This window comes from Actinoallomurus sp. NPDC052308 (assembly GCF_040679195.1).
GTDB lineage: Bacteria > Actinomycetota > Actinomycetes > Streptosporangiales > Streptosporangiaceae > Actinoallomurus > Actinoallomurus liliacearum.
This window is the reverse complement of the sequence record NZ_JBFAUM010000001.1, coordinates 888,126-911,618: the sequence shown is the minus strand read 5'-3', so window position 1 is coordinate 911,618 and position 23,493 is coordinate 888,126. Positions and strand designations below refer to the sequence as shown.

Below are 23,493 nucleotides of genomic sequence, written 5' to 3'. Positions count from 1 at the left end.
ACGGCCGCTCGGCTCAGCCGTAGAGGCGCTTGGCGTAATCCGGGCCGTAGTAACGCTCGAGCTCCTCGAACGTCTCCTCGGTGTGCTGGACGTCCTTGATGAGCCGCGCGTGCGACGGGAGGACGTCCGGGTCCCAGGTCTCGGGCTTCCACAGCGCCGAGCGGAGGAGCGCCTTGGGACAGTGGAAGAAGATCTGCTCGATCTCCACGACGAGAGCCAGCTGGGGCCGGTGGCCCTTGACGACCATCTCGTCGAAGAAGGGGGCCTCGCGCACCACCCGGGCGCGGCCGTTGATGCGCAGCGTCTCGCGCCGGCCGGGGATGATGTAGACGAGGCCGGCGTGCGGGTTGGCCAGGACGTTGCGGAACCCGTCCACGCGCCGGTTCCCGGGCCGGTCCGGGATGGCGATCGTCACATCGTCGATGACGTGGGTGAAGCCGGGCGGGTCGCCCTTCGGGGAGACGTCGCAGGCTCCGGTCGCGTCGGCGGTCGCGATGAGACAGAAGGGCGAGGCCGCCAGCCACTCCCGGTCCCGCTGGTGCAGCCGGACGCGCTCCTTGGACACCGCGCGCGGCATCGGCTCGCCGAGCAGCTCCCGCAGTTCCTCCTCGGAGGTGACCTCCGTGAACGCCATCAGATCCGCCATACCGCCTCCCCTGAACGATCAAGAGGACTCTCAGCCTAGACCCGGCCACTCGCCCGGTCCATGCGCTTTTTCGCCGGTCGGAACCACTGCCGTGTCCGGCGGGCGGCGCGACAACGGCGCCGGATGCCTGCACAATGCTTCCCGAAGCTCAGTGAGAGGTCGGGTCAGAGATCGTGTCGACGACGATTCACCAGAAGATCGCCGAAGAGCTCGGCGTGCGCGAGCGGCAGGTTCAGGTCGCCGTCGAGCTGCTCGACGGCGGTGCCACCGTGCCGTTCATCGCTCGGTACCGAAAGGAGGCGACCGGCACGCTCGACGACGAACAGTTGCGCACGCTCGAAGAGCGGCTGCGCTACCTGCGGGAGCTGGACGAGCGGCGCGCGGCGATCCTGGAGTCGATCGAGTCGCAGGGCAAGCTCGACGACGCCCTCCGCGTGCAGATCATGGCCGCCGAGACCAAGGCCCGGCTCGAGGACATCTACCTCCCCTACAAGCCGAAGCGGCGGACGAAGGCGCAGATCGCCCGTGAGGCGGGGCTCGAGCCGCTCGCCGACGCGCTGCTCGCCGATCCGAGCCTCGACCCGCAGGCGGAGGCGGCGTCGTACACCAACGCGGACCTCGACGTCGCCGCGGCGCTGGACGGCGCCCGCGCGATCCTCGTCGAGCGGTTCGCCGAGGACGCCGACCTCATCGGCGACCTGCGCGAGCGCGTCTGGTCGCGCGGCCGCATGGTCGCGAAGGTACGCCAGGGCAAGGAGGAGGCCGGCGCGAAGTTCTCCGACTACTTCGACTTCGCCGAGCCGCTGTCGGAGCTGCCCTCGCACCGGGTCCTGGCGCTGCTCCGTGGAGAGAAGGAGGACGTCCTCGACCTCACGATGGAGCCCGACGCCGAGGAGCCCGACCCCGCGCGGCCGAACCCGTACGAGCTGGCCATCGCGCACCGTTTCGAGGTTCCGACGAGCGCCCGGTGGCTGATGGACACCGTCCGCTGGGCCTGGCGGACCCGCATCCTCGTCCACCTCGACCTGGATCTGCGACTGCGGCTGCGTCAGGAGGCCGAGGACGAGGCGGTCCGGGTGTTCGCCACGAACCTGCGCGACCTGCTGCTGGCCGCGCCCGCCGGCAGCCGTACGACGATGGGCCTGGACCCGGGGTTCCGTACGGGGGTGAAGGTCGCGGTCGTCGACAACACCGGCAAGGTGGTCGCGACCGACACCATCTACCCGCACAAGCCGCACGGCCGCTGGAAGGACGCCCTCGACAGCCTGGGACGCCTCGTCGCGAAGCACAACGTCGACCTGGTCGCGATCGGCAACGGCACCGCCTCCCGCGAGACCGACCAGCTCGCGGCCGACCTGATCAAGCAGCACCCCAAGGTCACCAAGATCGTGGTCTCCGAGGCGGGCGCGTCGGTCTACTCGGCCTCGCCGTACGCCTCGCGCGAGCTGCCCGACCTGGACGTCTCGCTGCGCGGCGCGGTCTCGATCGCCCGCAGGCTCCAGGACCCGCTCGCCGAGCTCGTCAAGATCGACCCCAAGTCGATCGGCGTGGGCCAGTACCAGCACGACGTCTCCGAGGTGAAGCTGTCCCGGTCGCTCGACGCGGTCGTCGAGGACTGTGTGAACGCCGTCGGCGTCGACGTCAACACCGCGTCGGTCCCGCTGCTGACCCGCGTGTCGGGCATCGGCTCCGGGCTCGCCGAGAACATCGTGACCCACCGCGACGCCAACGGCCCGTTCCGCACCCGTGACGCGCTCAAGAGCGTCCCCCGGCTCGGCCCGAAGGCGTTCGAGCAGTGCGCGGGCTTCCTGCGCATCCAGGACGGCGACGACCCGCTGGACAGCTCCGCCGTGCACCCGGAGGCGTACCCGGTCGTGCGGCGCATCCTGAGCAGGAGCGGCGGCGACCTCAAGTCGCTGATCGGCAACAGCACCGCCCTGCGATCGCTGAGGCCGCAGGACTTCGTCGACGACACGTTCGGCCTGCCGACGGTCACCGACATCCTCAAGGAGCTGGACAAACCGGGCCGCGACCCGCGCCCGGCATTCAAGACGGCGACGTTCAAGGAGGGCGTCGACAAGGTCGCCGACCTCCAGCCCGGCATGATCCTCGAGGGCGTCGTCACGAACGTCGCGGCCTTCGGGGCGTTCGTCGACATCGGCGTCCACCAGGACGGTCTCGTCCACGTGTCCGCGATGTCCCGGACGTTCGTCAAGGACCCGCGCGACGTGGTCAAGTCCGGCGACGTCGTACGCGTGAAGGTCCTCGACATCGACATCCCGCGCAACCGGATCTCGCTCACCCTCCGCCTCGAGGACGACGCCGAGCGCCGCCCGCAGGGCGGCGGTCGCCGGGAGGGCGGAAACCGCGAGGGCGGAAACCGGCAGGGCGGCCGCCGCGAGGGCGGTGACCGCACGGGCGGCCGGCAGCGCCGCGACCGCGGTGGCTCCGGCGGAGGCGGTGGAGGCGGCGGCGCGATGGCCGACGCGTTGCGCCGCGCGGGCCTCGACAAGGGCCTGAACGGCCGCTGAGCCGGCCCCCAAGCCAAGATCCCTGGCGGTCACCGCGCTCTTGCAGCGGTGACCGCCAGGGGTCACAACGCACTCACGCTCGGCGTTCGTCACCAGGCGAGAAGGCCCCAGTACACCGCCCACGGGATGAAGATCGCTCCTGCCGTCACCACCATGGCGACGCGAACCCGGCCGCCGGCCGCCGGCGTACGCCGGTTCCGCCAGGCGGAGACGGCGGTGACGACCGTGGCGACGGCGACGATGACGGCGAGGAGCTGGAGGACCAGCCAGGAGAGCGGGCGACCGGTGAGGACCGGGTCGCCCAGCCGCCCGCTGGTCGCGAAGACCGCGAGCGTGAACAGGAGGGTTCCGGCGACGGTCACCAGACCCGTCGCCGCGAGCAGGCGGGCCGGCCGGCGGGCCGGGACCGCCGCGGTGCGTCCGAGGATCCGGCGCACGATCCCGGTGACCGGGTATCCGGCGAACGCCAGCAGAAAGAACGCGATCGCGGCCCATTGAAGGCCGTTGGCCTCGTACCAGGCGCCGTTCGACGGGGCACGGCTGGTGAGCGCCTGCCGTGGGGGTGCGGCGGCGCTGGACAGCGGCGGGTGACCGGCGGCGACCTGGTGGATCCACGCCGTCATCGTGTCCGCGTAGCCGGGCGCGAGGGCGCCCAGCGGGTGACCGCCCAGCAGCGGGCCGCCGAGATTCTCGAACCCGTCGCTCGTACGGTGGCCGTTGTGGCCGGCGCCGGCGACGAACCGGATGGTCACGTGGTCGTTCCCCGCGCGGGCGAGGACGCGTTGGAAGATCTGCGCGCTCTCCCGTGGCGGCACTTGGGTGTCATGCTCGCCCCACAGCGCGAGCACCGGCTGCCGCAGGCGCTGGAGCACGGGCACCGGGTCGTACCCACCCGCCGGGAACAGGCCCGCCCCGTCGACGAGGTGCGCCGCCGGCCCCATGATCGTGTCGAGGAGTGATCCGGAGACGTGGTCATGCCGCAGATGCACGGCGAGGTACCAGGTCTGCGTGCGAAGCGGCGTATAGCCGGGGCCGCCGATCGTGATCAGGAACGCGACGTCCGAGGACCGTGACGCGGCCAGCGGCAATACCCAGCCGCCCTCACTGAACCCCCACAACCCGACCTTCGCCGGGTCGACGCCGGGACTGGCCTGGAGCGTCCGTACGCCGGCGAGCGCGTCGGCGGCCAGGAGGGAGAAGTCGCGGTGCATCTTGGAATAGCCGATGGTCCGCTTGTCGTAGACGAGCGTGGCGACCCCGCCACGGGCGAACGCCTCGGCCTCCTGCGCGTACTCCTGCCGGGGCCCTGGACCCGAGCCGCCCACCAGGACGATGCCCGGAACGCGGCTCGTGGTCCTGCTCGGCGCGATGACCGTCCCGTGCAGGACCAGGCCGTCGCCGCCGCGAAAGGAGACGTCGGTGCGGGTCAGACCGTCGCGGGCGGCGCGCGATGCGGCGGCGTACGCGGCGTGGGTCGGCGTCACCGGCGACGGCGCGAGCGCGAGCAACGACGGCACCAGCAGGCCGATCGCCCACCCGACCGCGCGGGCGCGGCGGGATTTGAATGAGAGCAGCATGACGTGCTCTCCTTTCTCTGGGATTCGTGTACGCGAAGACACGCCCACGTGGGCGTGGTGACACGGAGTCCGCACACCGGGTCGCCGAGTTGCCGCTCGGCGACCCGGGTCATTCCGCGGAGCCCGCCTCGGGTTCGGTGGCGGCCGCCTCGGGGATGCCGAGCAGCCGGAGATGCACCGCGCGTGCGCCGGGGGGCGTCTCCTCCGCCGGCCGGGAGAAGCGGTAGACCAGCGCGATGTACTCCTCGAAGAACTCCTTCACCTCATCGAGCGTGAGACGAACGGTGGCGCGGGAGAACAGGAACGCGTCCGCCCACTCGCCCAGCGCCTCATGGTCGTCCGCGAAGCGCGAGAACAACTCGACGAACTCCGCGACGTTGTGCCGCACCATCTCCGAGAGCGCCACGCGCATCTCCGGCGTCTGGCGGCTGTAGGGCGGGAACCGGCGGTCGCCGGGCACGGCACGCCACCAGCGTTCCCTTCCCTTGGACAGCTCGGGAACCTCCTCGATGAACCCGTGCTTGGCGAGCTGCCTGAGGTGGTAACTGGTCGCCCCGGTGCTCTCGCCTAGCGCCTGGGCGAGGGTCGTGGAGTTCACCGGCCCGTCACGCAGGCACTGCTCGATCTTTCGCCGCAGCGGGTGCGCGAGCAGCCGGAGCGCCGCCACGTCGCTGATCTCCTGAGCCGAAGGACGATCTGCCACCCTCAGATCATAAACAGTTGCAAAGACCCTTTGCAAAGGTTCTTTGCAACCCAAACCCAAGATCACGGACAGTCACCGCGTTCTATGAGCAGTGACTACCAGCGATCACCCATTGAGGCGCTTCCAGAGGCCGGTCAGGTGCGCGTCCAGGACGTCGGTGGCGTTCTCCGCGGTGAGGTGACCGATCAGCACGTGGGTGGTGAGGCCGTCCGCGAGGGCGAGCAGGGCACGGGCCTCGCGATGCGGGTCGACCGGCGCACTGCCGCCGTCGCCGGGCGGGTCGCTCTCGCCGGCCTCCGCGATGAGGCGGGCGAACAGATCCTGGAGGGCCGTGTAACTGATCCTCAGGGTGGTCGCGAGCGGTGCGCTCACGGCGGCCTGGGCGACGAACGCCAGCCACACCCGCGCCTCGGCGCGGTGGTCCCTGTGCAGTAGCGCGATCTCGGTCGCCGCGTGCCCCAGGGCGGTCGCGGCCGACTGCGCCGGGCTGCTGTTCAGGCGGGTCCGCACGCGTTCGGTGATCCGCTCGCCGATGTGGCCGACCGCGAACCGGAGCATCTCCTCCTTGTTGCGGAAGCAGCGCTGAACGGCGCCCATGGAGACCTGCGCCCGGTCGGCGACGTCGCGCAGGGTCACACCCTCCAGTCCGAGTTCGTCCGCGAGGCCGCAGACGGCCTCGGCGATGCGACGTCGCCGGCTCTCGTGATCCACCTGCCTGGGCATCCGGCCATCCCTTTTCCGATGCGCTCGTATCGGTTCCAGGCTACAGTTCCGATGCGAGCGCATCGGAACGTGGAGAGGAACGGAAGAGCCGTGCAGGACGCCGTATGGAAGATGACAGCCGCCGAGCAGGCGGCGGCGGTTCGCGACGGGGACGTGTCGGCGGTCGAACTGATCGACGGTCACCTGGCGCGCATCGCCGAGATCAACCCGCGCGTCAACGCGGTGACGCAGCTCCTGGCCGAGCGTGCCCGCGAGGCCGCGACGCGGGTCGACCGGCGGCGCGCCGCGGGTGAAGAGGTGGGTCCCCTGGCGGGCGTGCCGTTCACGGTGAAGGAGACCACCGCCATCGAGGGCGTGCCGACCACGTTCGGAACGCCGCGTTTCCGGGATCTGATCGCACCCGCCGACGCGCCTCCCGTGGCGCGGCTGCGCGCGGCCGGAGCCATCCCGATCGGGCACAGCAACGTACCCACCATGATCCTCGCGGGGATGCACACCCGCAGCGAACTGTTCGGCGACACTGTCAACCCGTGGGACCCCGGCCGCACCCCGGGAGGCTCGAGCGGGGGCGACGGGGTGGCCGTCGCCACCGGAATGGCCGCCCTCGGCCTCGGCAACGACTCCGGTGGATCGGTGCGTATTCCGGCCTCCTTCTGCGGCGTGGCAGCGCTGAAGCCGACCACCGGGCGATTCCCGGCCGACCACCGCGTCATCGGCCCGGACGACCCCGGACCGGCCTCCCAGATGCTGGTCACCGACGGGCCCCTGGCCCGCAGGATCATCGACCTGCGGCTGGCGTACGAGGTCCTGGCCGGGACCGATCCGCGGGACCCCCGAGCCGTGCCCGCGCCTCTTTACGGTGAGCCCCTTCGGGCGCCGATCAAGGTCGCGGTCGTCGCCGATCCCGGCGGGCACGGCGTGCACCCCACGGTCCGCGGGGCCGTCACGGCCGCCGCCGACGCGCTGCGGGACGCCGGATACGACGTACGGGAGGTGACGGACGTACCGCGCCTGGACGAGGCGCTCGAGGCGTACGGCCGGATCACCGTGACCGAGTTCGCCCCCACCTGGCCGTCGGTGCGGACCCTGCTCGGCGAAGGCGGAGACCGCTACATCGAGATGGCGATGGAGCGGACTCCGCCCGCGAGTGCCGCGGAATTGGTGAAACTGATGGGTTCCTGGCTGAACATCCGCCGGTCCTGGTTCGAATTCCTCCACGAGTACCCGCTGGTGGTCGGGCCGGTGTTCACCGAGCCGCCCGTCGAGCCGGGCCTGGAGTCACGCGACCGGGCAGGACGCGATCGGGTCGGGGCGGGTATGCGCCTGTGCACGGTGACCAGCTTCGTGGGCGTGCCCGGGGTCGCCGTACCGACCGGAGTGACCGACGGGCTCCCGTCGGGCGTGCAGATCGTCGGCCGGGCGTTCCGTGAGGACCTGTGCCTGGCCGCCGCCCAGGAGATCGAGGACCGCCTCGGAGTGCTCACGCCGATCGACCCGCGACCATGAGCCCGTGCGCGCGCCGCCAAGCCAAGATCCCTGGCGGCCACTGAGTTCTATCCGCGGCGATCGCCAGTGATCACTGCGCTCCTCATGCGGGAAGCCTCGGCACGCCGGTGAGCCCCACGACCTATCCGTGATCATGCCGACGATCCATCGCCGGTGCGCCCCCGTGGCCGCTGTGGGTCAGCGGTCGGTGAAGTCCTGGGGGACCATGACGCGCAGGGCGTTGGGGCGGACGTGGATGCGGACCGGGGTACGGCCGCGGATCTCGCCGTCCACGTCGAGCGGCAGGACGGGGTCGGTCTCCAGGTGCAGGTCGCCGGCGGTGAGGAACGGCTCGTCGTCCACGCTGAGGTACGACCCGGTGAGGGCGTGCCGGACCGCGGAGCCGACCAGGTGCAGGCGGCTGCCCGCGCCGAAGCGGTAGGCCAGCAGCAGCCGGTCGTCGATGTCGGCGTCACGGGCGATGCGGCGACCGCCGTGGAACGCGCCGTTCGCGATGTTGAGCTGGTGGGTCTCGAACTCCAGCTTCGTGTCGCCGGCGATGATGCGGGCCTGGAAGGGCCGGTGGCCGCGGAGCGCGGCCAGCGCGGTCAGCGGGTAGGCGCTGCGGCCGAGGTGCCGTTTGAGGCGGTGCGGCACCCGGCCCGCGACCTGCACGGACACGCCCAGGCTGACCATGTTCGTGAAGGCGTCCGGGCCGGCCTGGCCGAGGTCGACGTCGGCGACCTTGCCGGCTCCGAGCGTCGCGAGCGCGCCGTCGAGGTCGCCGGACCAGCCGACGCTGCGGGCGAAGTTGTTGGTGGTGCCGACGGGCAGCACGCCGAGCGCCAGGTCGAGACCTGCCACGCGCTTGCCGGCGGTGCTCAGCGTGCCGTCGCCGCCGGCGGCGATGAGCAGGTCCGGCCCCTCGGCGATCGCCTCGTCCAGGGCCCGCGCCAGGCGCTCCGGCCGCCGTACGTTGATCACCCGGGCCACCGCGATGCCCTGCTCGGCCAGCCGCCGTGGGGCGCGCTCGAGCAGGGCCGCCCCGGTGCGGGCCCGGGTGTTGATGACGAGGACGGCCGGGCCGCCGCTCCTGATGGCGGCGGTCAGGTCGGCTTTGCTGCGCATGCTCCTCGTGATACCAATCGCTGGCCGTTTTTAACGTTTCTTTACGCTGGTCAGTCCTCGGCGGCCCGCAGCCGGGCCGGGGCGCGCCGCCGGGCGTACAGGCTCGTCGCGGTCACCGTCAGCAGCGCTCCGACGATGACGGCGAGAGACAGCGGCGTGGGGACCTCCGGGACCTGCGGCCAGGGGCCGTGCGCCCAGTGCAGCACGAGCTTGACGCCGATGAACGCCAGGATGACGGCGAGCCCGTAGCCCAGGTGGACGAGCTTGCTCAGCGTGCTCTGCAGGACGAAGTACAGCGCCCGCAGCCCGAACAGGGAGAAGGCGTTCGCGGTGAAGACGAGGTACGGGTCCTGGGTGATGCCGTAGACGGCGGGGATGGAGTCGACGGCGAACACCACGTCGGCGGCGAACACGGCCACGACGACGAGGGCGAACGGGGTCAGCGCCCGCCGGCCGCCCTGCCGGGCGAACATCCGCGGCCCCTGGTAGTCGTCGGTCACCGGCATCAAGCGGCGCAGGAGGCGGACCGAGCGCAGCGAGGACACCTCGACGCCGTGGTCCGTGCCCTTGACCGCGTCCTTGAGGATCTTCCCCGCGGTGACCAGCAGCACCGCGCCGAACAGCAGGAACGCCCAGTCGACCGCCTGCAGCGCCGCCGCCCCGATCGCGATGAAGATCGCACGCAGCACGAGGGCGCCCGCGATGCCGTAGAGCAGGACGCGCTGGGTCAGCACCGTCGGCACCGCGAAGGCGGCGAGGAGCAGCATGAACACGAACAGGTTGTCCACGGACAGCGACTTCTCGACCAGGTAGCCGGTGAAGTACTCCGTCCCGGTCGGCGCTCCGAACCACTTCCAGGCGAAGACACCGAACAGGAAGGGCAGCGCGATGTAGAAGCACGACCACGCCAGCGACTCGCGTAGTGAAGGAGTATGCGGGCGGCGGGTCATGATCAGGTCGACCGCGAACAACGCGATGACCCCGGCGATGGTGATCGCCCACAGCAGCGGCGATGCGACGGATTCGGACATAGGGACTCCCGGCACGTCGGTACGGCCGAGGTCTCCTTCACCCGCCGTCGCGCGGCGGGCCGCCGCCCGGGGACCTCATGGGAGGTCCGTCCTGACCGGGTGGGCGCTGGGAAGTACTCCCCTCGAACTCCACCATAGCCAGTCAGACCACCCCAAGGCCATCACCCCGGGATGTCAGAGCGCCACTGGAGGAAGTCGGCGACCGCGGTGGCGATCGGCTGGGGCGCCTGAAGGTTCAGCAGGTGGTTCACGCCGGGGATGTCGGCGTCGGCGCACCGGGTGAAGCGCTGATGCAGGAGCTGCCGACCTTCCTCGAAGAAGGGCCCGCTCTGGGTGCCCACCACCGACAGCACCGGGCCCTGCACGGCGGCGGCGCGTGTCTCATCCAGCGTCCAGGTGGTAAGGGACGGCGCCTCGGCCCGGTAGAAGAGCTCGGTGTCGCGCACTGCCAGGTCAAGGGCGTCCGGCCCGGCGGTCGAGACCAGTTCCTCCCAGTCCGGACCCCCGAGGCCCGCGAATGTCGCCCTCGCGGCGCCGGCCATGTCACCGGCGGCGTAGAGGCTCATGATCGGTTCCATGCCCGCCCTGAACGTGGTCCACGATGGCACCTCGGTCAGGATCGGTTCGAGCAGTGCCAGGCTTCGCACGCGAGCGGGCGCCGACAGCGCGGCCTCAATCGCGATCACGCCACCGTAGGAGTAGCCCAGCAGGTGCGCGGACGGCAGGCCGAGGGCGTCGAGCAGGCCGAGGGCGTCGGCGGCCTGCTGCCCGACGCTGATGGGCCGGCCTCGTCCGCCGCTGCCCGCCATCCCACGCCGGTGGTATCGCACGAGTTGCAGGTACGGGGCCTGGGCGGCCAGCGCTGCCGCCAGCGGGGCGAGCCCCGTGGCGAGGTTTGAACCGTGGATGAGCAGCAGCGGCTCACCGTGGCCGATCAGCTCGTACTCGATCTCGATGTCGTTGACAGGTGCTGTCTGCATGATGTCTCCCCAGGGCGGGTTCGATCTCGTGCGGTCTCCTGCCGCGCGCCGGCTCAGGGCGCGGCGCGCGGCAGGCGGTCATCGGTCGCCGTGTCCGGTCACTCGCCGGGGAGCTTGGCGGTGATGACGTCGACGTGCTCGATGGAGGGCGACCCGGCGAACAGCTCCGCATTGCGCAGCGCATCGCCGTGGGCGTCCAGGTGAGCCTGGCGGTCGGCCTCGTCGACGAAGGCGTCGAAGACGGCGAACGTCGTGGGCCCGAGGCGCAGCGCGGACCAGATGACCGCCAGCCCCTCCTGCCGCACATGATCCACGGCCGACTTCAGCAGAGCCTCGACCTCCGGCACCTTGTCCGGCTTGGCCTCGACGCGGATGAGCAGTCCTGTAGTGACCATCTGTGGCTCCTCCTACTTTTGTAGCGATCGTTCGATAAGTACCGTAACGCACATCTCTAACGATCGCTATAGAATGGAGGGTATGAAAACGGGACGGCCCCGGTCGTTCGACCGCGACAAAGCCCTCGAGGGCGCCATCGCCGTGTTCTGGGAGCACGGCTACGACGCGACCTCGATCGCCATGCTCACCAAAGCGCTCGGCATCGGTGCGCCCAGCCTCTACGCGGCCTTCGGCGACAAGCGGGCCCTGTTCCTCGAGGCGCTCGACGGCTACATCCGCACCTACGGCGCCTTCACCGAACGCGCGCTGGCCGAGGAACCGGACGCCCACGATGCCGTCGAACGCCTGCTACGCGAGGCGGCGGCCGCCTACACCAGGCCCGACCGCCCGCGCGGCTGCCTCCTGATCAGCGCGGCGACCAACTGTGCACCCCAGTCCGCCGACATCGCGGCCCGGCTACGCGACCTCCGTGCCATGGGTGTCCGCGCGCTCGAAGCCAAGATCGACGCCGCCACCCGCTCGGGCAGACTTCCCGCCCACACCGACGCTCATGTGCTGGCGACCTTCTACTCGGCCGTCCTCCAGGGCATGTCCGCCCAAGCGCGTGACGGCGCCACGACGAGCGACCTGGAGCAGGTCGCCGAGGCGGCCCTCCGGGCCTGGCCGTCGGCCGCCGACCAGAGGGCCGGCGACAGTGGCCTCACGGCGCCGAAATGAAGGCCCCCGCCTTCATCCGGTACGCAGGGAAACGGCCGGAAACAGCGCCGCCCGCGCCGGCTGAAGTCTCGGCGCGGGCGGCATGGGGGTCAGTTGGAGCTGCGGATCCAGCCTGAAGCGGTGAAGAGGGCGGCGTCGGCGGGGCGCTCGCCGTTGAACACGACGCGGCCGTCGGCGTCCGAGGCCCGTACGCCGTCGACGTAGACGCCGCGGCCCTGGTACGCCGGGTCGGAGGTGTAGCGCCAGCGGACCGAGGTGGTACCGGCCGGGAGCGTCGCGGTGGCCTTGGCCCAGCGCCGCCCGGCGAAGCCGGAGAACGCCCCGTTCACCGTCCACGCGTTGCGCCCGGACCGCAGGGACAGCGGGGCGGGCGTCCAGGTCTTACCGTCCGAGGAGGTCTCCAGCACGCCGAGGTCGGTCTCCTCGGTGTCGTACCAGAGGTCGAAGGAGAGCTTGGTGGCCCCCGCCGGCATCGGCGCGGTCAGCGTCGCGGTCTTGCCGTCCGCCATCTGGGAGAACCACGCGTCCCGTCCCTCGGCGGGCCGTACGGGGACGGCGCGGCCCAGGTCGCGCGCCACGGCGCGGCGCGCCGGGTTGATGCTGGGCCCGTTGCGGGTCGGGTGGACCCGGTTGGTGAGCAGGATCACGAACGACCGGGAGATCGGGTCGATCACGATGCTGGTGCCGGTGTAGCCGGTGTGCCCGATCGTGACCGGCGAGGTCATCGCGTCCTCGTACCAGCGCAGCCCGATCTCGAAGCCGAGGCCGTGCGCGTTGCCGGGGAACGCCGTGTTGAAGTCGGTGAACAGCAGCCGGACGGAGTCCTCGTCCAGGACGCGCGCGTGACCGTACCGCCCGCCGTCCAGGATCATCTGGGCGAAGATCCCGATGTCGTGGGCGGTGGAGAACACCCCGGCGTGGCCGGCGACGCCGCCGAGGGCGTAGGAGTTCTCGTCGTGGACCTGACCCCAGACGAGTCCGCGGTCCAGGGCGGCGTACGGCTTGTGCTCGTACTCCGTCGCGGCGATCCGCGGCTTCTCCGACGCCGGCGGGTTGTAGCCGGTGTCGCGCATGCCGAGCGGCCGGGTGATGCCGTCCCGTACGAGCACGTCGAGGGTCTTGCCGGTCACCTTCTCCAGCACGAACTGCATCGTGATCATGTTCAGGTCGGAGTAGATGTACGCGGTGCCGGGCTTGGCCTGCGGGGTGTCCGCGAACAGCGCCGCCTCCTGCGCGGCACGGCCGGAATAGTTGTAGAAGGGCAGGTCCGGCCGCAGACCGCTCGTGTGGGTGAGCAGCTCCCGGATGGTGATCGTGTCCTTGCCGTTCTGCCCGAAGCCGGGCAGGTACGACGCGACGGTGGCGTTCAGGTCGACGCGGCCCCGCTCGATCTGCTGGATCGCCGCGACGGTCGTGAACAGCTTCGACATCGACGCCAGGTCGAAGATCGTGTCCTTGCGCATCGGGATCCACTGGTCCCGCGGCAGCTCGGTGGGCTTGTCGTCGGCGTACCGCAGCGCGTAGCCCATCGCGTCCTGCGCCGCGACCACGCCGTTCCGGGCGGCGAGCACGACGGCGCCCGGGTAGTACGGCGTCGGCGCGGAATTCATGTAGCTCGCGGCGTCCGTGCCGATCGCCGCGACCGCGTCGGGCGACAGGCCCGCCTGCTGCGGGGTGCCGTCCCGAAGCACGCGGCCGGGGGTGAACCGCAGGTCGGCGGCGGTGACGGTCGGTGGCCCGGCGGTGGTCGTACGCGCGGGGGCCGACAGTCCCTTCACCGGCGGGGCCGGTGGCGGGGCGGCCTGGGCGACCGCGGCCGGCGCGCACAGGCCCGCGACGGCGAGAAGGATCGGCAGGGCACGGCGCATCGTCTCTCCTGGGGGATGCGGAGGATGGGGAGGATTCAGCGGTACAGCGGAGGGTGGGGCGGACTCAGCGGTACAGCAGGTAGCGCTTCCGCTGCGCGCGAAAGCGCGCCAGGTCGGCCTGCCAGCCGGCGACGACCTGGTCGACGTTCGCGCCGCCGTCGATCGCGGTGCGGACCTGGTCGGATCCGGTGAGGAGGTCGATCCAGTACGGCGACTTGCTCTCTCGCCAGGCGAAGTCCTTCGGGTAGAGCCGGCGGGCACTGATGATCATGGCGAGCGCGGTGCGGATCGGGTCGAAGCGCCGGCGGTCGGTGACGAACAGCTGCGCGCCCCCGCAGTTCTGGTTCACCCACTTGTTGAACGTGGGCGCGAAGTACGCCTCGCGGAACCGCACTCCGGGCAGGCCCAGGCCGTTCAGGTCGTCGGCCCAGTGCCAGTCGACGTACGGCGCGCCGACCATCTCGAACGGCACGGTCGTGCCGCGCCCCTCCGAGAGGTTCACCGCCTCGAACAGCCCCATGCCCGGATAGGCCACCGCCGTGTTGATCGTCGGCATGTTCGGCGAGGGCAGCACCCAGGGCAGGCCCGTCTCCTCCCAGGTCATGCCGCGCCGCCAGCCGCGCATCTGGACGACCTGCGGCTTCGCCTTGCCCTCCAGGAACTCCCCGTCGAACAGGCGGGCGAGCTCGCCGACGGTCATACCGTGCTGCTGGGCGATCGGCTCGCGGCCCACGCCCGAGGCGTACTCCGGGTGGAGCACGGGCCCGGTCGCCTCCACGCCGCCGAGCGGGTTCGGCCGGTCGAGCACGACGAAGCGCTTGCCCGCCTGGATCGCCGCCCGCATGCAGTCGAACATCGTCCAGACGTAGGTGTAGAAGCGCGCGCCGACGTCCTGGATGTCGAAGACCACGGTGTCGATGCCGGACTTGGTGAAGTAGTCGGCGATCTGCTGCGGGGTCTTGGCGTAGGCGTCGTAGACGGCGATCCCGGTGCGCGGGTCCTTGTAGGACCCCTCCGAGCCGCCGGCCTGCGCCGAGCCCCGGAACCCGTGCTCCGGGCCGAACACCGCGGCCAGGTCCACGCCGGAGGCCGCGTGCATGACGTCCACCTCGTGGCTCAGGTCACGGATCACCGCGGTCGGGTTGGCCACCATCCCGATCTTCTGGCCGCGTAGTTCCCGGTAGCCCCCGGCGCGCAGCACCTCGAAGCCCGTACGGACCCCGCCGTTCCGGGACGCCGCCTGGTCTGCATGGGCGGCCGGCGTGCCGAGCGCGGCGATCGGGACGGCCGCGCCGCCGGCGGCGATGCCACGGAGCACTCCACGTCGTGTCGTCATCAGCGGATCCCCTTCAGGTCGGCCACGACGGGCCGGTGGTCGGAGGCGAGCGTGTCCGGCACGAACGCGCGGGTGACGCGCGGGCCCGGCGTGAAGGTGATGTAGTCGATGCGCGTCACCGGCACGTCGGCCGGGAACGTGGGCGTCGTACGCTGCCCGGCGACCGTCAGCGCGTCGCTCAGCCGCGTCCAGAGCGGCGCGAGCTCGGGCGCGTCCGGCTCGGCGTTGAAGTCCCCAAGCAGCAGCTTAGGACCGTGTCGTCGGTCCATGATGGCCGCCATGTCGGCGACCTGCGCCCGGCGTACGGAGGGGTCGGAGCGGTAGTCGAGGTGGGTGTCGTACACCCAGATCCGCGTGCCCCGCGCCTTGATCAGCACCTCGGGGAAGCCGGGGGCCGGGGCCGGTACGGGGTTCGGCACCTGCGTGGACAGCCGCGTGATCTCGTGGTTCTCCGCCTGGAGGATCGGGAACCGGGACAGCACCGCGACGCCGAACTCCCGGTCGGGCGCACCGGCCCGGTCCGGCGGAAGCGTGTAGATCGGGGCGAAGAACACCCGCATGTGCAGCCGCCGCGCCAGCCACGACGCCTCGTCGACGTAGTCGCTGCGCGTACCCCAGTTGACGTCGACCTCCTCCAGCCCGACGACGTCGGGATGCTGGGCCTCGATCGTGCGGGCCTGGCGCTCGAGGTCGAAGACGTGGTCGACGCCCGCACCGGCCTGCAGGTTGTAGGTCATCACCCGAAGTGACGCGCCTTTGGCACCGGCCGCGTGCGCCGGCGGGCCGACGACGAGCGCGGCGAGGAAGAGGGCGAGCCCGGTGACGGCCCGGGGACGCGTACGGACGGACCGGCGGACGAGCGAGGACATGGACTCTCCTGCCGCGTTTGCGAAGGTTTGTAAAGAATCAACGGGCGGATTCGGACGTATGAAAATTAGATACGGATGATCCCCAACGTCAATAGCCTCGCCGAAGCGTCTCCGGGAGCACGGCGATGCGAGGATGGAGGGGTCATGCCCAGCGATCCGGTGTTCCGCCTGCCCCGCGCGCTGATCTTCGCGGCCGTGTGCACGGCTCTTGCCGTGGCCGGACATTCGGTGAGCTCACATGAACCCGTTCCGCCCGCCGCGGTCGGCGCGGGGCTCGTCGGGCTGGCCGTCGTCGGCGCCGTCCTCGCGGGCACCGAGCGGTCCCTGGGCACGATCCTGGCCGGGCTGCTCGGCGGGCAGTTCATGCTGCACGTGCTGTTCGCCGCGGCGCAGCACGGCCCGCACCTGGCCCACCATCCCACGGCCGTGGGCGCTCACGGCCACGGTGCGATGACGCTCGCGCACGTGACCGCGGCCGTCGTCTCGGCCTGGTGGCTCCGGCGCGGCGAACGCGCCGTCTGGCGGCTCGCCAGGAGGGCCGCGGACGCCGCCGTCCGGCCGCTGCGGGCGCTCCTGTCGACGTCCGCTCCCCCGCCGGTGCCGTACCGGCGGCACGGGTTCGCCGACCCGGCCGGCCGCCCGCCGGAACGGACCCTGCGGCACGTCCTCACCCGGCGCGGGCCGCCCGCTCCGTTCCCGGCGTTCCGCTGAACGCCTCGTTCGCACACACCTTGCCGCACCGGATCCGGCGGATCCGGTCACCCGCACGCTCAGCGAGCCTCACGATCGGAGAAACCCCATGTACACCCCGCGACTCCCCCGGCCGCCCCGGGCCGTCCGGCGGCCCTTCACCCGACTCGCGGCGGCGATCGCCGCCACGGCCGTCGGCTGCCTCCTCACGGCGCCCCCCGCGTCCGCGCACACCACGCTCGTCGCCGCCCAGCCGGCCAAGGGCGCCAAGGTGTCGTCGCCCGCCCAGATCAAGCTGACCTTCGCCGAGGCGGTGCGGTTCCCCGGGGTCGTCGTGCTCGACGCCAAGGGCGGCCACCACGAGTCCGGCAAGGCGCACGCGGCGGGCGCCACGGTGACCGAGCAGGTGGCAGGCGTCCTGCCCCCCGGCGTGTACACGGTCGGCTGGCGGGTCGTCTCCGAGGACGGACACCCGGTGACGGGCGACTACAAGTTCACGGTCGTGGGCGGGTCGTCGTCGGCGCCCGCCTCGGTCGGGCCGACGCCCGCCCCCGCCGGGTCGGCGGACGGCAGCGCGGCCCCGGCGGCGGCCACGCCGTCGAGCACCCCGGCCGCGCAGAAGTCCGCGAGCACCTCCAGCGCGAGCTGGTTGTGGGTCGGTCTGGGCGCCCTCCTCGTCGTCGCGGCGGTCGGCGGCGCCGAACTCACCCGCAGGCGCCGCTCGTCGCGGACCTGACCGCCCGCGCCCCTCGTCGAGGCGGGGGGCGCGGCCGTCAGCGGCGTACGGCGGTGAACGCGGCGCGCCGGCCCGGTTCGCCCGCCGGACGCCGGACGCCGTTCACGTCCACCTGGACCGCCCCGGCGTCGCTCAGCACGACGTTGAGACGAGCGTCGCCGAACCGAAGGGTCTGCCCGCGCACGAGGGTGCGGTTGACCAGGATGTCGCCGCCGGGGACGCCGACGAAGACCTGGCACCTCGGGCCGGTGACGGTCAGCGTCAGGGTCGCGGCGGGGGCGGCCGCGGCCGGCCGCCGCGTCGGCGCCGGCTCACGGACCCGCGCCCAGATGGAGTAGCCGGCGAAGGCCAGCACGCCGGCCAGCACGACGATCCCGATGAGGGCGACGATCGTCACCCGGCGGAGCGACCGCCTGTGCTGCGGCGAGACATGACGTCCCACGGCGAAGAGTCTAGTCAGCCGTTATAACCCGCAACAGTCACCCTATTTGTTTATGTCCGGAAACGGTCGCAGTCGCGGGTTTGGCGAGCCATCGTGCGACGTCCGGGACGCCTGTGGCGTAGGGGATGCGACCTGTCGACCACACCCAGTCGGAATGTCCGGAAGTAGGCGTTATTCGCCGATGCTAACTGGATAATTTTCCCGACGGGTGACGGGAAGCCGTCAAATGAGCGGACGGACACCGCCGATGCCTTATTCTCGCCGCGCCACCGGGACGAAGGCACTGGGACACGCCCTGGGCACGCTGCTGGTCCTGCTGCCGACCCTCGCCGCGTGCGCGCTCGGCTCCGGCCCGAGCCGATGCGCCGGCCGGGCGATCACCGTCGCGGTCGCGCCGTCGATCGCCCCGGCGATCGAGCAGGCCGCGCGCCGGTACGAGTCCGCGGGCGGGTGCCGCGTCACCGTGAGCCGCCAGCGGCCCTCCGACGTCGCGGCGGCCCTGTCCGGGCAGGGTTCCAACCCGGGTGTGGCCCGCCCCGACGCGTGGATCCCCGACTCGTCCCTCTGGCTGCCGATCGCCCGCCGCACCGACACGGGCGCCGCCGCCGTACGGGCGTCCGGCGCGTCGGTCGCGATGTCACCCCTGGTCCTCGCGGTCCCGCGCGGGCACGCGCCGGGCACCGCGACGTGGCGGCTCCTGCTGTCCACCCGGCTGCCCGGGACCGGCGGCCCGTCGCCCGCCCTCCGGATCCGGTTCCTCGACCCCGCCGGCGACGCCGCCGGCCTGGGCGCGCTGCTGCTCGCCCAGCACGCCGCCGGTCCCGGCCGGAACGGGCTGTCCTCCTTCGCCGTCACGCTCTACTCCGACCTCGGCAGCGCGCTCCCCGACGAGCGGGCCGCGTACACCCGGATCGCCAAGGATGAGGCAGCCCGGCCGCCGACCGCGGTGGTCCTGTCCGAACAGTCGGTCTGGCGGCACGCGCACGCCGGCGACGTCCCGCTCGTCACCGCCCTGTACCCGAAGGGCCCCACCCTCGCGCTCGACTTCCCGTACGTGTCCACCACGACCGACCGCGGGCGCTCCGGGACGGTCGAGGACTTCCAGGCCACGCTCGCCCAGTCCCAGACCCGCGTCGCGCTGCAGGGGCTCGGGCTGCGCACTCCCGACGGCGTGGCCGGGACGGGCTTCGACGAGCGGTACGGCGTCACGGCCCGCGCCCCGGACCGGCTCCCGGCCCCCGACCCCGTGAACGTCGGCCGGGTCCTGCAGATGTGGCAGCGTACGGTGCTCGGCGCGCGCATGCTGATCCTCCTCGACGTCTCACCGTCCATGGGCGACCCGGTCCCCCGGACGCAGGACACGCGCATGCAGGCCACCGCGAAGGTCGCCGTCGGCGGGATGAAGATCCTCAGCGACAACTCGCAGGTGGCGCTCTGGGAGTTCTCCACCGCGCTGGACGGCGCCCGCGACTACCGCCAGATCGTGCCGTTCCGTACGCTCAGCGACAAGATCGGCGCGGGTACGCAGCGCGACCTGGTCGAACGGTCCTTCGCCGCGGCGGCGCCGGTGCCGGGCAGCCGCACCGGTCTGTACGACTCGGTGCTCGCCGCCTACCAGGAGGCCGTCCGGACCTACCAGCCCGACCACAACAACGTCGTGGTCGTGCTGACCGACGGGATGAACTACGACCCGGGCCGCACGATCTCCCTGCAGACCCTCCTGAAGGAGCTCGCCCGGGCCGGTGATCCGATGCGCCCCGTCGCGGTCGTGCCCATCGCGTTCGGGCCCGACATCGATCCGGGGCCGCTGCAGCGGATCGCCGCGGCGACGGGCGGGCAGGCCTTCGTGACCCTCGACCCGCGGCAGGTGCAGCAGGTGTTCCTGCAGATGTTGATCCGCCTCACATGCGGGGAGACCTGCCCCACGTCGTGAGATGTCCAGGTAAGGTCACGGTGCTGTGAGGTCACTCGAGTGGCTGGGCATGGCCAGGCATGGCGAGAGCACGGGGAACGTCGCCGCGCACGACGCGGCGGCCCGCGGGCTGGACGCGGTCGACATGACCCTGCGCGACGCCGACGTCCCCCTGTCGCAGCTCGGGCGGGAGCAGGCGATCGCGCTCGGTCGCCGGCTGGCCGAGCTTTCCCCGGACGAGCGCCCGACGGCGGTCGTGTGCTCGCCGTACCTGCGGGCGAGGGACACCGCGCGCCTCGCCCTGGAGCAGCTGGCCGATCCGCCGCCGATCGTCCTCGACGAGCGGTTCCGTGACCGCGAGCTCGGCGAGTTCTACCTCCTCACGCAGCGCGGCGTCCAGGCGCGTCACCCGGAGGAGGCCGAGCGCAAGCGCAGGCTCGGGAAGTTCTACTACCGGCCGCCCGCCGGCGAGTCCTGGGCCGACGTGGCGCTGCGGCTGCGGAGCGTCCTCGGCGACCTGGACCGGGAGCATCCCGGCGGCCGGGTCCTGGTCGTCGCGCACGACGCGATCGTCGTCCTGACGCGGTACATCGTCGAGCGCCTCTCCGAGGAGGAGCTGCTCGACGTCGAGCGCACGGTCGTCGCGAACGCCTCGCTCACCGTCTGGGCCCGTGAGGACGACGAGCTGCGGCTCGTCACGTTCAACGACACGAGCCACCTCAAGAACGCCGGCCTCCTCTGAGGGCTCAGTCCTCCTTGTCGTCGTGCACGAAGAGGTTGAGCAGCCAGCTGACCAGGCCGACGACGATCGCGCCCCAGAACGCCGCCCAGAACCCCGACACGTGGAACGGCAGATTCAGCTTGTCCGCCGCCCAGCTCGCCAGCCACAGCAGCAGCCCGTTGACGACGAGCGCGAACAGCCCCAGCGTCAGGACGTAGAACAGGCAGCCCAGGGTCTTGACGATCGGCTTGATGAACTGGTTGATGAGGCCGAAGACCACCGCTACGGCGACGAGCGTGCCGATCTTGCGCGGTGTGGTCGCGGCCGTGAGGTCGATGCCGTGGACCACCAGAGTCGCCACCCAAAGGGCGACAGCGGTGATGACCACTCGAATCAGGATCTTCACGACACGATCGTCGCACGCGGCGGGCCTCGGTTCGACGGTCAGGACGCCTTCTCCAGGGTTGCGATCTCGGGAGCGGGGGCGCGGCGGGCGGTGAGGACCCTGATCGCCGGCGGGCCCGCCAGCGCGACGAAGACGGCGAGGACGCCCGGGAGGACCAGCGCCGTCCGCAGTGAGGTCGCCTCGGCGAGGTGGCCGATGACGGCCGGGCCGGCCAGCAGCCCGCCGTAGCCGAAGCTGGTCAGCAGGGCGATCGTCCGCCCGGCCGAGGCCGAGTCCGCCCCGGCGGAGCTGAACCCCACCGGCACGATCGTCGCCAGGCCGATTCCCACGAGGACCCATCCCACCCAGGCGCACCCCAGGGCGGCGCCGCCGATGGAAGGGGCGAGCAGCACGAGCGCGTAGCCGGTGGCGGCCACGGTGCCCGCCAGCCGCAGGGTGCGGCCGCCGCCGAGGCGGCCGCGCAGCCGGTCGCCGAGGAACCGCATGGTGGTCATCGCCACCGAGTAGACCGTGTAGGACAGCGGTGCCAGGTCGGCCGAGACGTGCAGCACGCGGCGGGCGTGCATCGCCGCCCAGTCCATCGCGCCGCCCTCGCAGATCGCGCCGGCGAGCATCACCACGCCGAGCAGCACGATCACCTTCGGGATCCGGCCGCGGCCCGGGCGCGCCGCCTCTGGCGACGCCTCCGCCGTCTCCCGTGCCGTGGGGCCGGGGAGGAGGAGACGAGCCGGGAGAAGGAAGAGCACCGCCATGATGAGCGCCGTGCCGACGAGGAGGGCCTGGACGCCGAGGCCGCCCCGCATCGCGGCGGCCGTGACGAGGCCGGCGACCGCGCCGCCGAGACTCCACAGGCCGTGGAACGCCGACATGATCGGCCGGTCGTAGCGGACCTCGACCTCGACGGCGTGGGCGTTCATGCCGACCTCGAGCAGCCCGAAGCCGAGGCCGAAGACGACCGCGCCGACCAAGAGCGCGGAGTAGGACCCCGCGAACGCCGGTCCGAGCAGGAGCAGGGCGTGCAGGGGCCCGGCGACCCAGGTGAGCCGGCGGCTCGACCAGCGGTCCGCCATCCGTCCCGCGGCCTGCATCGAGACGAGCGCGGAGAGGGAGATCAGAAGCAGCGTGGTGCCGGTCCGCCCGGCGGTCAGGTCGAGCCGGTCCGCGAGGGCGGGCAGGCTCGCGGCCCAGATGCCGATGGTCATGCCGCACAGCCCGAAGTAGCCGAAGACGCCGACGCGCGCGCGCCTGGCCACGGAATCGAACACAGCCCCTCCTAATTTGCTCTTGCCGAGAACATAATCGAAGAGGGAGGGCTGACACAATCGACGGGTGCGTACGGTGACCGGAGCGACGACCAGCGGCGAGCTGCGCCCGCACAACCTCGTCCGCCTGCTACGGGCCGCGCACGACGGCGCGGGCCGGGCCACCCGCTCGGAGCTCACCCGCGATCTCGGGCTGGCCCGCGGAACGGCCGCCGTCCTGGTCGCCGACCTGACCGAGGCCCGGCTGGCCGAGGAACGGCCCGCGCCGCAGCGGGCCCGCGGCCGCCCCACCGCGATCGTCGGCCCGCACCCCGAAGGCCCCCTCGCCCTGGCCGTCGACCTGCGGGAGGACGCCTGGACGACGGCCACCGCCGAGATCGGCGGCGGCCTGACGGTGCGCGAGGAGCGGCCGCACCCCGGGAACCCGCCGGAGGCCGTCCTGGGCGACCTGGCCACGGCGATCGACCGGTGGCTCACCGAGCTCGGTCCCCGGGTCGTCAGCGTCGGTGTCGCGCTGCCCGGCCCCATCCGCGACGGCCGCGTCGTGGACATCCCGCACCTGTCCTGGCACGACGTTCCGGCGGCGGAGATCCTGCGCGCCGGCGCGACGCCGGTCGCGCTGGGCAACGACGCGACGCTCGCCGGCCTGGCGGAGGCGCGGCGCGGCGCGCTCCGCGGCGTCGGCGTCGGCCTGCACTTCCACGTCGACTTCGACCTGGGCGGCACGCTGCTCGTCGACGGCAGTCCGCTGCACGGCGCGCGGGGGACGACCGGGGAGTTCGGGCACATGCCGCTGGGCGGCTCGGACCTGCCGTGCGACTGCGGCGCCGTCGGCTGCTGGTCGCTCCAGGTCGGCGCGAACGCGCTGCTGCGCGCGAGGGGGGTCCCCGTCGAGCCGGCGCGCGGACGGGCGGACGCCCTGCGGATCTTCGCCGGCGCCGCCGAAGGCGATCCCCGCTGCGCCGCCGCGCTCGAGGAGGTCGCCCGCGCGTTCGGGACCGGCACCGCGGCCCTCGTCAACGCGCTCGACCCGCAGCGGGTCACGCTGTCCGGTCTGGGCGTCCGGCTCCACGAGCAGGCGACGGGCGCGTTCACGGCCGCCTACGAGAACGGCCTCATGGCCTTCCGCCGCGAGGAGCCGCCCCAGGTCGTCCCGGCCGCGCTGGGCGGGGACGCGACCCTCGTCGGAGCGTCGGAGCTGGCCTTCGACGCCTTCCTCACGCCGGAGGGCCTCACCGCCTGGCAGGCCGCCCGCTGAGCCCCGGCCAGCGGCGGCGTGAGGTTTCGGAGAAGACCCTCCGCGTGGGCCGCGCATCACCACGAACCGCGCGCTG

Annotated in this window: 22 protein-coding genes; 8 read left to right on the top strand and 14 right to left on the bottom strand. The window is 72.2% G+C overall.

The annotated features are described in order from the left end of the window. Nucleotides 1-13: 13 nt before the first annotated feature. The gene (locus AB0L00_RS04600; RefSeq protein ID WP_364428264.1) at nt 14-646 is read right to left on the bottom strand and encodes a pyridoxamine 5'-phosphate oxidase family protein; all 633 of its coding nucleotides are present in this window, start codon (nt 644-646) and stop codon (nt 14-16) included. A gap of 173 nt (nt 647-819) precedes the next feature. Between AB0L00_RS04600 and AB0L00_RS04595 the strand changes: the two genes are divergently transcribed. Continuing rightward, nucleotides 820-3,177, top strand: coding sequence for a Tex family protein (locus AB0L00_RS04595; protein ID WP_364428261.1), 2,358 nt, complete (start codon nt 820-822; stop codon nt 3,175-3,177). A gap of 89 nt (nt 3,178-3,266) precedes the next feature. Here AB0L00_RS04595 and AB0L00_RS04590 read toward each other — a convergent pair whose 3' ends face one another. The 3 genes from AB0L00_RS04590 to AB0L00_RS04580 all read right to left on the bottom strand — a co-directional run bounded on the left by AB0L00_RS04590 (nt 3,267) and on the right by AB0L00_RS04580 (nt 6,180). Beyond that, on the bottom strand, nt 3,267-4,754 hold the full coding sequence (locus tag AB0L00_RS04590; protein WP_364428259.1) for a prolyl oligopeptidase family serine peptidase: 1,488 nt from the start codon (nt 4,752-4,754) through the stop codon (nt 3,267-3,269). A gap of 109 nt (nt 4,755-4,863) precedes the next feature. Continuing rightward, nucleotides 4,864-5,457, bottom strand: coding sequence for a helix-turn-helix domain-containing protein (locus AB0L00_RS04585; protein ID WP_364428256.1), 594 nt, complete (start codon nt 5,455-5,457; stop codon nt 4,864-4,866). Nucleotides 5,458-5,562: 105 nt separating this feature from the next. After that, nucleotides 5,563-6,180, bottom strand: a complete 618-nt coding sequence (locus tag AB0L00_RS04580) for a TetR/AcrR family transcriptional regulator (RefSeq protein WP_364428253.1) — start codon at nt 6,178-6,180, stop codon at nt 5,563-5,565. 90 nt (nt 6,181-6,270) lie between these two features. Between AB0L00_RS04580 and AB0L00_RS04575 the strand changes: the two genes are divergently transcribed. Continuing rightward, a complete protein-coding gene (locus AB0L00_RS04575) occupies nt 6,271-7,686 on the top strand; it encodes an amidase (protein WP_364428251.1) in 1,416 nt (471 codons plus the stop codon). 177 nt (nt 7,687-7,863) lie between these two features. Here the strand turns inward: AB0L00_RS04575 and AB0L00_RS04570 are convergent, their stop codons facing one another. The 4 genes from AB0L00_RS04570 to AB0L00_RS04555 form a co-directional block, all read right to left on the bottom strand. Further along, the gene (locus AB0L00_RS04570) at nt 7,864-8,793 is read right to left on the bottom strand and encodes a YegS/Rv2252/BmrU family lipid kinase (protein ID WP_364428248.1); all 930 of its coding nucleotides are present in this window, start codon (nt 8,791-8,793) and stop codon (nt 7,864-7,866) included. 50 nt (nt 8,794-8,843) lie between these two features. Further along, nucleotides 8,844-9,824 carry a TerC/Alx family metal homeostasis membrane protein gene (locus tag AB0L00_RS04565; RefSeq protein WP_364428245.1) on the bottom strand — a complete coding sequence of 327 codons (981 nt, stop codon included), beginning with the start codon at nt 9,822-9,824 and terminating at the stop codon, nt 8,844-8,846. Between the two features lie 161 nt (nt 9,825-9,985). Then, entirely contained in the window at nt 9,986-10,804 is an 819-nt protein-coding gene (locus AB0L00_RS04560; protein WP_364428242.1) for an alpha/beta hydrolase, read from the bottom strand. Between the two features lie 98 nt (nt 10,805-10,902). Next, nucleotides 10,903-11,199, bottom strand: a complete 297-nt coding sequence (locus AB0L00_RS04555; RefSeq protein ID WP_364428239.1) for an antibiotic biosynthesis monooxygenase — start codon at nt 11,197-11,199, stop codon at nt 10,903-10,905. Nucleotides 11,200-11,281: 82 nt separating this feature from the next. On the opposite strand from AB0L00_RS04555, the gene AB0L00_RS04550 reads away from it, so the two are divergent. Further along, nucleotides 11,282-11,917, top strand: coding sequence for a TetR/AcrR family transcriptional regulator (locus tag AB0L00_RS04550; protein WP_364428237.1), 636 nt, complete (start codon nt 11,282-11,284; stop codon nt 11,915-11,917). 89 nt (nt 11,918-12,006) lie between these two features. Here the strand turns inward: AB0L00_RS04550 and AB0L00_RS04545 are convergent, their stop codons facing one another. The 3 genes from AB0L00_RS04545 to AB0L00_RS04535 form a co-directional block, all read right to left on the bottom strand. Continuing rightward, nucleotides 12,007-13,785: a serine hydrolase gene (locus tag AB0L00_RS04545; RefSeq protein WP_364428234.1), complete on the bottom strand. Its 1,779-nt coding sequence runs from the start codon at nt 13,783-13,785 to the stop codon at nt 12,007-12,009. A 64-nt stretch (nt 13,786-13,849) separates the two neighbouring features. Further along, nucleotides 13,850-15,121: a DUF1343 domain-containing protein gene (locus AB0L00_RS04540; protein ID WP_364428231.1), complete on the bottom strand. Its 1,272-nt coding sequence runs from the start codon at nt 15,119-15,121 to the stop codon at nt 13,850-13,852. Further along, entirely contained in the window at nt 15,121-15,990 is an 870-nt protein-coding gene (locus AB0L00_RS04535; protein ID WP_345360295.1) for an endonuclease/exonuclease/phosphatase family protein, read from the bottom strand. The genes AB0L00_RS04540 and AB0L00_RS04535 overlap by 1 nt, the downstream gene beginning before the upstream one ends. Before the next feature lie 144 nt (nt 15,991-16,134). On the opposite strand from AB0L00_RS04535, the gene AB0L00_RS04530 reads away from it, so the two are divergent. Both AB0L00_RS04530 and AB0L00_RS04525 read left to right on the top strand, forming a co-directional pair. Further along, nucleotides 16,135-16,701, top strand: coding sequence for a hypothetical protein (locus AB0L00_RS04530; protein WP_364428228.1), 567 nt, complete (start codon nt 16,135-16,137; stop codon nt 16,699-16,701). Between the two features lie 88 nt (nt 16,702-16,789). Then, nucleotides 16,790-17,416: a copper resistance protein CopC gene (locus tag AB0L00_RS04525; protein ID WP_364428225.1), complete on the top strand. Its 627-nt coding sequence runs from the start codon at nt 16,790-16,792 to the stop codon at nt 17,414-17,416. Between the two features lie 37 nt (nt 17,417-17,453). Here the strand turns inward: AB0L00_RS04525 and AB0L00_RS04520 are convergent, their stop codons facing one another. Continuing rightward, a complete protein-coding gene (locus AB0L00_RS04520) occupies nt 17,454-17,858 on the bottom strand; it encodes a hypothetical protein (RefSeq protein WP_364428222.1) in 405 nt (134 codons plus the stop codon). Nucleotides 17,859-18,105: 247 nt separating this feature from the next. Here AB0L00_RS04520 and AB0L00_RS04515 point away from each other — a divergent pair, with 247 nt between their 5' ends. Both AB0L00_RS04515 and AB0L00_RS04510 read left to right on the top strand, forming a co-directional pair. Continuing rightward, nucleotides 18,106-19,791 (top strand): substrate-binding domain-containing protein, encoded by a 1,686-nt coding sequence (locus AB0L00_RS04515; RefSeq protein WP_364428219.1) that lies wholly within the window; start codon nt 18,106-18,108, stop codon nt 19,789-19,791. 25 nt (nt 19,792-19,816) lie between these two features. Beyond that, nucleotides 19,817-20,512 (top strand): histidine phosphatase family protein, encoded by a 696-nt coding sequence (locus tag AB0L00_RS04510; protein ID WP_364428216.1) that lies wholly within the window; start codon nt 19,817-19,819, stop codon nt 20,510-20,512. 4 nt (nt 20,513-20,516) lie between these two features. Here AB0L00_RS04510 and AB0L00_RS04505 read toward each other — a convergent pair whose 3' ends face one another. Beyond that, complete coding sequence (locus AB0L00_RS04505) at nt 20,517-20,897, bottom strand: phage holin family protein (protein WP_345360313.1); 381 nt, start codon at nt 20,895-20,897, stop codon at nt 20,517-20,519. Between the two features lie 38 nt (nt 20,898-20,935). Further along, a complete protein-coding gene (locus tag AB0L00_RS04500) occupies nt 20,936-22,162 on the bottom strand; it encodes an MFS transporter (RefSeq protein ID WP_364428214.1) in 1,227 nt (408 codons plus the stop codon). 64 nt (nt 22,163-22,226) lie between these two features. On the opposite strand from AB0L00_RS04500, the gene AB0L00_RS04495 reads away from it, so the two are divergent. Then, nucleotides 22,227-23,417 carry an ROK family protein gene (locus AB0L00_RS04495; protein ID WP_364428211.1) on the top strand — a complete coding sequence of 397 codons (1,191 nt, stop codon included), beginning with the start codon at nt 22,227-22,229 and terminating at the stop codon, nt 23,415-23,417. Nucleotides 23,418-23,493: the final 76 nt, after the last annotated feature.

Coding starts and splice junctions, on each gene's coding strand:
- AB0L00_RS04600 (WP_364428264.1), bottom strand. CDS start 646: ATGGCGGATCTGATGGCGTTCACGGAGGTCACCTCCGAGGAGGAACTG.
- AB0L00_RS04590 (WP_364428259.1), bottom strand. CDS start 4,754: ATGCTGCTCTCATTCAAATCCCGCCGCGCCCGCGCGGTCGGGTGGGCG.
- AB0L00_RS04580 (WP_364428253.1), bottom strand. CDS start 6,180: ATGCCCAGGCAGGTGGATCACGAGAGCCGGCGACGTCGCATCGCCGAG.
- AB0L00_RS04570 (WP_364428248.1), bottom strand. CDS start 8,793: ATGCGCAGCAAAGCCGACCTGACCGCCGCCATCAGGAGCGGCGGCCCG.
- AB0L00_RS04565 (WP_364428245.1), bottom strand. CDS start 9,824: ATGTCCGAATCCGTCGCATCGCCGCTGCTGTGGGCGATCACCATCGCC.
- AB0L00_RS04560 (WP_364428242.1), bottom strand. CDS start 10,804: ATGCAGACAGCACCTGTCAACGACATCGAGATCGAGTACGAGCTGATC.
- AB0L00_RS04555 (WP_364428239.1), bottom strand. CDS start 11,199: ATGGTCACTACAGGACTGCTCATCCGCGTCGAGGCCAAGCCGGACAAG.
- AB0L00_RS04550 (WP_364428237.1), top strand. CDS start 11,282: ATGAAAACGGGACGGCCCCGGTCGTTCGACCGCGACAAAGCCCTCGAG.
- AB0L00_RS04545 (WP_364428234.1), bottom strand. CDS start 13,785: ATGCGCCGTGCCCTGCCGATCCTTCTCGCCGTCGCGGGCCTGTGCGCG.
- AB0L00_RS04540 (WP_364428231.1), bottom strand. CDS start 15,121: ATGACGACACGACGTGGAGTGCTCCGTGGCATCGCCGCCGGCGGCGCG.
- AB0L00_RS04535 (WP_345360295.1), bottom strand. CDS start 15,990: ATGTCCTCGCTCGTCCGCCGGTCCGTCCGTACGCGTCCCCGGGCCGTC.
- AB0L00_RS04530 (WP_364428228.1), top strand. CDS start 16,135: ATGCCCAGCGATCCGGTGTTCCGCCTGCCCCGCGCGCTGATCTTCGCG.
- AB0L00_RS04525 (WP_364428225.1), top strand. CDS start 16,790: ATGTACACCCCGCGACTCCCCCGGCCGCCCCGGGCCGTCCGGCGGCCC.
- AB0L00_RS04515 (WP_364428219.1), top strand. CDS start 18,106: ATGCCTTATTCTCGCCGCGCCACCGGGACGAAGGCACTGGGACACGCC.